Origin of the sequence: Sphingomonas sp. (assembly GCF_048595155.1) — a bacterium.
Lineage (GTDB): Bacteria > Pseudomonadota > Alphaproteobacteria > Sphingomonadales > Sphingomonadaceae > Sphingomonas_I.
The window spans coordinates 1-5,731 of the sequence record NZ_JBMDXN010000095.1; the positions used below are offsets into that span (position 1 = coordinate 1).

General features: G+C 61.1%; 9 protein-coding genes. 2 read left to right on the forward strand and 7 right to left on the reverse strand.

Going from position 1 to position 5,731, the window contains the following annotated elements; all coding sequences use genetic code 11:
- Positions 1–208: hypothetical protein (locus ACOJSI_RS14555; protein ID WP_420139018.1), on the forward strand; the 208-nt coding region annotated here is incomplete at its 5' end.
- A 305-nt stretch (positions 209–513) separates the two neighbouring features.
- On the opposite strand, the gene ACOJSI_RS14560 is transcribed toward ACOJSI_RS14555, so the two are convergent.
- From ACOJSI_RS14560 to ACOJSI_RS14575, 4 genes are all read right to left on the reverse strand, one after another.
- Positions 514–906, reverse strand: coding sequence for a hypothetical protein (locus tag ACOJSI_RS14560; protein WP_420139019.1), 393 nt, complete (start codon positions 904–906; stop codon positions 514–516).
- An 87-nt stretch (positions 907–993) separates the two neighbouring features.
- Positions 994–1,479 carry a hypothetical protein gene (locus ACOJSI_RS14565; protein ID WP_420139020.1) on the reverse strand — a complete coding sequence of 162 codons (486 nt, stop codon included), beginning with the start codon at positions 1,477–1,479 and terminating at the stop codon, positions 994–996.
- Positions 1,480–1,613: 134 nt separating this feature from the next.
- Positions 1,614–2,258: a hypothetical protein gene (locus ACOJSI_RS14570; RefSeq protein WP_420139021.1), complete on the reverse strand. Its 645-nt coding sequence runs from the start codon at positions 2,256–2,258 to the stop codon at positions 1,614–1,616.
- Between the two features lie 40 nt (positions 2,259–2,298).
- The gene (locus ACOJSI_RS14575; protein WP_420139022.1) at positions 2,299–2,769 is read right to left on the reverse strand and encodes an STY0301 family protein; all 471 of its coding nucleotides are present in this window, start codon (positions 2,767–2,769) and stop codon (positions 2,299–2,301) included.
- Positions 2,770–3,019: 250 nt separating this feature from the next.
- On the opposite strand from ACOJSI_RS14575, the gene ACOJSI_RS14580 reads away from it, so the two are divergent.
- Positions 3,020–3,661 (forward strand): dihydrofolate reductase family protein, encoded by a 642-nt coding sequence (locus tag ACOJSI_RS14580; protein ID WP_420139023.1) that lies wholly within the window; start codon positions 3,020–3,022, stop codon positions 3,659–3,661.
- A 44-nt stretch (positions 3,662–3,705) separates the two neighbouring features.
- On the opposite strand, the gene ACOJSI_RS14585 is transcribed toward ACOJSI_RS14580, so the two are convergent.
- From ACOJSI_RS14585 to ACOJSI_RS14595, 3 genes are all read right to left on the reverse strand, one after another.
- The gene (locus tag ACOJSI_RS14585; RefSeq protein WP_420139024.1) at positions 3,706–4,149 is read right to left on the reverse strand and encodes a DUF4952 domain-containing protein; all 444 of its coding nucleotides are present in this window, start codon (positions 4,147–4,149) and stop codon (positions 3,706–3,708) included.
- Entirely contained in the window at positions 4,146–4,823 is a 678-nt protein-coding gene (locus tag ACOJSI_RS14590) for a hypothetical protein (protein WP_420139025.1), read from the reverse strand. The genes ACOJSI_RS14585 and ACOJSI_RS14590 overlap by 4 nt, the downstream gene beginning before the upstream one ends.
- 303 nt (positions 4,824–5,126) lie before the next feature.
- Entirely contained in the window at positions 5,127–5,588 is a 462-nt protein-coding gene (locus ACOJSI_RS14595; protein WP_420139026.1) for a hypothetical protein, read from the reverse strand.
- Positions 5,589–5,731 lie beyond the last annotated feature (143 nt).

Here is a 5,731-nt window from a genome sequence, read left to right on the forward strand (position 1 = left end):
CGCGCAATGGGCTGCGGGTGCGCGGAGGCGGGGCTTGGTGGGCAAGCGTTCGATCGGCGCGGGTCCGCCACCTGCTCGGGTGGTGGGAGGGCAGGCAGTCTTGGCCTGGGTTCGGATCGCTCCGGACGGCGCCGCCCGCCATGTCCTCACTGCGCGGCGCCAGCCTGTGTGGCCTGCGGACTTCGGGCCGGGTGGCAACAAGGTTTGACCCCTGAAGCCCCTCTCTCGAGCGTCCTGCCCTGTACCACGTGCTGCGGACGCCGGCGTGAGGCTGCGGCATTGGCCGGGGGTTTCCCCTCAAAGACGTCGACCGCATAGCCCCGGTACACGACGCCGGCTTACCCACGGCCGAAAGCCGCTAGGGTGTCACGGAAGTTTTGCGAAGCTTCGACTTAGCGTCCCAAGCAGCCCCGCGCCGATCGAAACCCACCGAAGCGGGCAAGCATGCCCGCAGCGGATCCAGCTGCGAACGGGCAGGTATGTACATGGTTTGTTCTATTTTGTCAAGTCGCCCTACAGCCAACCGCAATCCGGTTTGCGCAGATGGCTGGCGGTACGTGGCGCATCGCGCGCCTGCTGGAGCACCGCTTCGACCCGCTGATGGAAATCCATGCTGACCGCCGGAAAGCCCAAAGCGTTAGCGATGCGCGTCCATTGCGACTGGGTGGTGGTGCCGCGCTCATAATCCTGCGGGCGGCGATAGGGGTTGTTCGGATCGAGCGGCTTGCGCGCCAGCGACCAATAGTCGCTGTACAGCTCTGCCTTCCCGCCCTGGGCTGCGAGCAGGGCAAGCAAGGCGCGCAGCTGAATGGTCGCGTCGAGCGGATCGCGCCGCGATTGATCGGTATAATCCCGCAATGCGCAGACGCCGAGAAACAGCGCGCGCTCCCTATCGATTCGGTCCATAAGGGATAAGAACAAATCCGGAACGGATTCTCAAGCGCTTTGGGGCGGATGGAAGGCGACGATCGCGCGCCGCCCTCGCCACCCGTCTCAATTCGCGGAATCGAGGAAGCTGTGCCACGCCTTGGACCAGCGACGTTGCGTGGCGGGATCGATGGTCCTGGCGAAGCAGACCGCGATACGACCGGGATCGGCCTTTTCGCACGTCCAGGTGCCGGGCTTGAGCCGCTTGGGCTCGGCGGTGACGACGCTGACCATCCGGCCCTTGGCGAGGCCGACCATCAGATCCGGAAAGACCGCATCCGACTGCGGATCGGCATACCACTGGCACAGTTTGTCGAAGGGCAGGCGTGGCGTCGCATAGCCGCACGTCTTTGCGGGATCGATGAAGAAGGTCTTGAGGAAAGCCTGGCCGGGCCCGGTTCTCGTATCCAGATCCGCGGCCGACAGGCGGGAGAGGGCGTCCACGGCCTTGCTGTTGGTGGCGGCGGTGGCCGGTGCGGTGGCCAGAGCCATGCCCGATGCGATGGCCAGGGTGGCGATGCAGTTCCGCAGCGCGAAGGCAGAGTGGGGCATGGAAATCCTTTTTGCAGGAATGTGGCGAGATCGGCGTATCAGCATCGATCGACTTGGCAATGCGCGCGACAGGTCGGACAAGTCGCCGTGTTCAGATCTGGCCGGCCGGCGGGTGACTGACCACGGCCTGCGGTTCAATGCGGCGTGGACTGAATATGGCATACCAGCATAGCATCGCCGCCATTTCTATCAGGTAGATCATCCAAATAAAGTTCGGTGTAGGGCGTGCGAGCAATCATTCTACTATAGAACCGCACCTTATAATTGCGATATGCTCTCTCATCAAACTGAAGCCGGGCGGACTTTGTGACCTGATCTACCGTAACATGGCTGGCAAATGTCGTAACGTACATGGCATTTGCATCGCCGATCATTCCATTTATTTCCACAGAACGGACCGGAAGGCCGAACAGGGTCATGCCAAGTGGCGCCGGAATCTTGCCGCCGACACTTTCCAGATCGCCGTCGCGGCCTTCTCTTGAAAAGCCCAGGGATCTGAGCGCCGTCAGATCCTCGGCCCGCGCGGCGCGGCCCGCCGGGGTGCCATGATATCGCTTATAGGCAGCGATCGGGTTTTCATCCAAGTTGCACATGAACGCATTGATGTACTTCGGTGGAAGTCGCTTGATCTTGCGCGTGGGCGCTTTTGCCGGTTCCTTGTTTGGCGGCCGATCGGCGCCAGCCGAGCTCGCAATGTTGGCCGTAGAGTGTTTGCGGGATGGTTCATCGGTGCCGCTGCACGCGGTCAGCGCGATCAAGCCCAGGCAGAATGCCTTCATTGACGGCATTCCCTCAGCACGAGACGCGCATCACCTTCCCTCAACGGCATGTCACGACGCTGTCGGATGGGTCGGGCTGCCGATCGTCGGAGCGGATGGAGCATGTGCGGACGTGCGCCGGCAAAGGCTGCTCGAGAATGATATCCGTGCCTGCGTAGCGGCAGGCAAAATGGATGGGACGAACATGCCCTTCGAAATTGTGAATCCTGGTCTCGATCGGACCCCGCTTTGCCCCGCCGTTGGGCGCCAGCTCGGCGTTCTCGGAAACGGGGCCATCGTAGAAGCCGTAGCTGTCAAAGCGGGAGGCAGCGCCGGCCCGGTAGGCGGCCCAACCCGGTATCGCGGCGGCGGATTGGGTTGTGGCGAGATGGGTGGGACAGCGTAACGTAATCGGTCCGGGCGTTGGGGCAGCGGCCCTTCCGCGCGGCGCGGTATGGAGTGGACTTAAAGCGAGGCAAGCCGCCACGGCAAATGTGGGACGGCGCCCCTTCGCGGGCAATCGATACGGCATGAATCCATCCCCTATGTGGGATTTATCGGTAAGCGAGCGGCCGATGCAAAGCTATTGCTAGACCGTATTCAAGGGACACTATACCAATTCTCCGCATTTAACTTCGGTTAGGGCTAGCGGGCTTGGGCGCCTTGAGATGCGAGGACATGTCTATTTAGTATAGTGTCCCCAAAACTGTAGCTGGCAGAAGCGCGGACGAGGGATGACGCGCTCACTCATGGGGCTTATTCAAAAGGACGAGGAGAGACCGATGGGGCGTGTCAAAGTCGCGGGGTTTTCGGTATCGCTCGACGGGTTTGGGGCGGGGCCGGAGCAGAGCTTGCAGGATCCGCTGGGCAAGCGCGGGCCGGAGCTGTTCGGCTGGTTCTTCGGCACCCGGACGTTCAACGCCATGGTCGGCCGGGAGGGCGGATCGGATGGCGTGGACGAAGGCTTCGCGCATCGTTCGATGGACGGCTTTGGCGCCTTCATCCTCGGCCGCAACATGTTCGCCCATTCGCGCGGGGCGTGGACGGATGACGGCTGGAAGGGCTGGTGGGGGCCCAATCCGCCCTATCACGCACCGACCTTCATCCTGACGCATCATAAGCGCGACCCGATCGAGATGGAGGGCGGCACGGTCTTCCACTTCGTCACCGACGGGATCGAGGCGGCGCTGGAGCAAGCGCGGGAGGCGGCGGGCGAGCAGGACGTCAAGATCGGCGGAGGCGTCTCGACCGTGCGGCAATATCTGCAGGCCGGGCTGATCGACGAACTGCACGTCGCGCTGTCGCCGGTGTTGCTGGGGCGGGGCGAGGCGATGTTCGCGGGACTGGATTTGCCGGCGCTTGGGTATCGCGTGGTGGAAACGACCGCGGGGGAGCTGGCGACGCATATCGCCCTCAGCCGCTAGTCAATGCATCACGATGCCTGGGCAGGCCGGGCCTAGAACATAGCTCAAATCTCTTCCGTCATCGTCTCGATGGTAATCTGGAAGTGACGGATGCGGTTCCAGCGAGCGCGACTGGTGATCGCGGTCTCCTGGGAGTTCATACTGAGGGTAAAGGCGCGGCCTTGCTTATCAACGAACGAGCGCGGTGGCGCATCCCATTGACAGCAGGATCGCCGCAGCCGCGCCAGCCCGATCGCCTTGACGAGATAGGTCTCGACCGCCGCGGCATATTGACCATCGACCTTGTAGGTCGCCCGCAACGGCCTTCCTTGTGCCTCCGTCATAAGGCGACATCCTGTGAAGGTCACGTGGGGCGGTTTGCGATGCATCTGCGCGAGGATGTCTCCGCAATGGGCTATCGACGTCGCCGTCGGCGGCTCAGCCCGCCCCGGACCGTCCAGGGACGAGGATGCCAGTCCGAAGAGAAGAAGCGCGGATATGCCGATCATTTGCGCACCGTGAGTGTTCCAACGCGTTTGCCGGCCGATCCAGGCGCGCGATGAGAAATGAGATATTGGTAAACCGCCGTCCACCGTTCCAGCTGATGCACCGTCACGCAGCCATCGGAAAGGTGACCGACGTGCACATAGCGGCTGCTGTTTACGAGCTGACCGTTAAGGCCGATCGGGAACCACACATCGTTGCCGATCATGCCCGGCGTGGCATTGGCATAACCGGTGGTAGCGATCGCCGCATGTGAATAATCAGGACTAAGAATAGCGTGGCTCCCCGGTGGGATAGGGTGAAATTCACCGTTCCAGACGCTGTTCAAAGTTACGGTTGCGGTCTTGCCATCGAAAGACAGGGTGGCCCATTGTTGGAGTAGGCGGCCCTTGAAAGGTGAATTTTCCTCCGCGGGCGCGCCATTGTAAGTCGCCAGCATAACTGCCGCCCCCGAAGGCCCATCTGGCGAAAGATATTTGCCGGCGTTTGCGGAGGTTAGCGATGCCTCCTTACCGACACCGATCCAGCCATCGGATATTACAAAATAGGTGCGGCCTCCGATTTCGCGAGTGACGTCCACGGCGGTATATTCACAGAGCGAAATCAGCTCGCCGTTGCTCAAACGCACGCTAAGCCAGCCGGACGGCTCTGCGCGTCGGGTAAACAGCCGCTTCACCATGATGCGATGATCCTTAGTGAGTTCAGCATTATTTGCAGCCGGTAAGCGGTCATCAGCGGAATACCGCGCTTTCAAAACGTTCAACGCCCATACAAGGGAATCGGCTCACCGGCATTTCAAAATTATCAATCGAACGCGTACTGAATATCAACAGGACACTATGCTAAATTATTAGTGCTCAGTGGGCGATCACGCGTGGGCGGCAGCGGCAGCACGCTCCTCCGCGGTGATTTGCATCGCTTCGCTGGGGAGGGAGATGCAATCTTGTGCCATGGGACCTCGTCATTCATTCCTCGGCCCGGATTACGGGGTGGTCAATGCCACGATGCTCACAATCAGCCAGACGAGGCCGAGCAACGCCACAGGCACCGACCAATATTCCATTTTGATCCAGAACAGGGTGTGACGCCGCTGTAAGATCACGCGCTCTCCGGTAGCGCTGTCGATCAATTCGCGTCTGGGCGTATTGTTCATCCGTTTGCCGACGTACCAATTGAGCGCGGCGGCGGCTAACAGGGCAGGCGCGAGTCCGAGGGCGACCAGCTGCGGCAAGCCTATCGCCATGAAAATCACCTGGAGCAGCATGGTCACGACGGCTGTCACGATCCCCAAGATCAGGAGGGTCAGCGCACCCCAGCCACTCCAGATGATGAACATTCCGGCCCCTTCCAGACGGTGATTATTCTCCATGACTTTGCGGCCGGGCGTTGGCAAGCAAGTCAAACGGCGGAAGAGATACCATTCGCGGCCGAGGGGCTTGGCCACACATATTTCGGGGACACTACATATTTCGGGGACACTATACTAATTTCAGACGCTTGGGCGCTGCTGACGGATGGCGGGCTTGGGCACCGGTGACGTAAGTCTATTGAGTATAGTGTCCCCGAAATATGAGGGTCAGCACTCAA

What these genes read in the sequence shown, in the direction of transcription:
- ACOJSI_RS14560 (WP_420139019.1), bottom strand. Translation starts at nt 906, where the DNA reads ATGGACCGAATCGATAGGGAGCGCGCGCTGTTTCTCGGCGTCTGCGCA.
- ACOJSI_RS14580 (WP_420139023.1), top strand. Translation starts at nt 3,020, where the DNA reads ATGGGGCGTGTCAAAGTCGCGGGGTTTTCGGTATCGCTCGACGGGTTT.
- ACOJSI_RS14585 (WP_420139024.1), bottom strand. Translation starts at nt 4,149, where the DNA reads ATGATCGGCATATCCGCGCTTCTTCTCTTCGGACTGGCATCCTCGTCC.
- ACOJSI_RS14575 (WP_420139022.1), bottom strand. Translation starts at nt 2,769, where the DNA reads ATGCCGTATCGATTGCCCGCGAAGGGGCGCCGTCCCACATTTGCCGTG.
- ACOJSI_RS14570 (WP_420139021.1), bottom strand. Translation starts at nt 2,258, where the DNA reads ATGAAGGCATTCTGCCTGGGCTTGATCGCGCTGACCGCGTGCAGCGGC.
- ACOJSI_RS14565 (WP_420139020.1), bottom strand. Translation starts at nt 1,479, where the DNA reads ATGCCCCACTCTGCCTTCGCGCTGCGGAACTGCATCGCCACCCTGGCC.
- ACOJSI_RS14590 (WP_420139025.1), bottom strand. Translation starts at nt 4,823, where the DNA reads ATGGTGAAGCGGCTGTTTACCCGACGCGCAGAGCCGTCCGGCTGGCTT.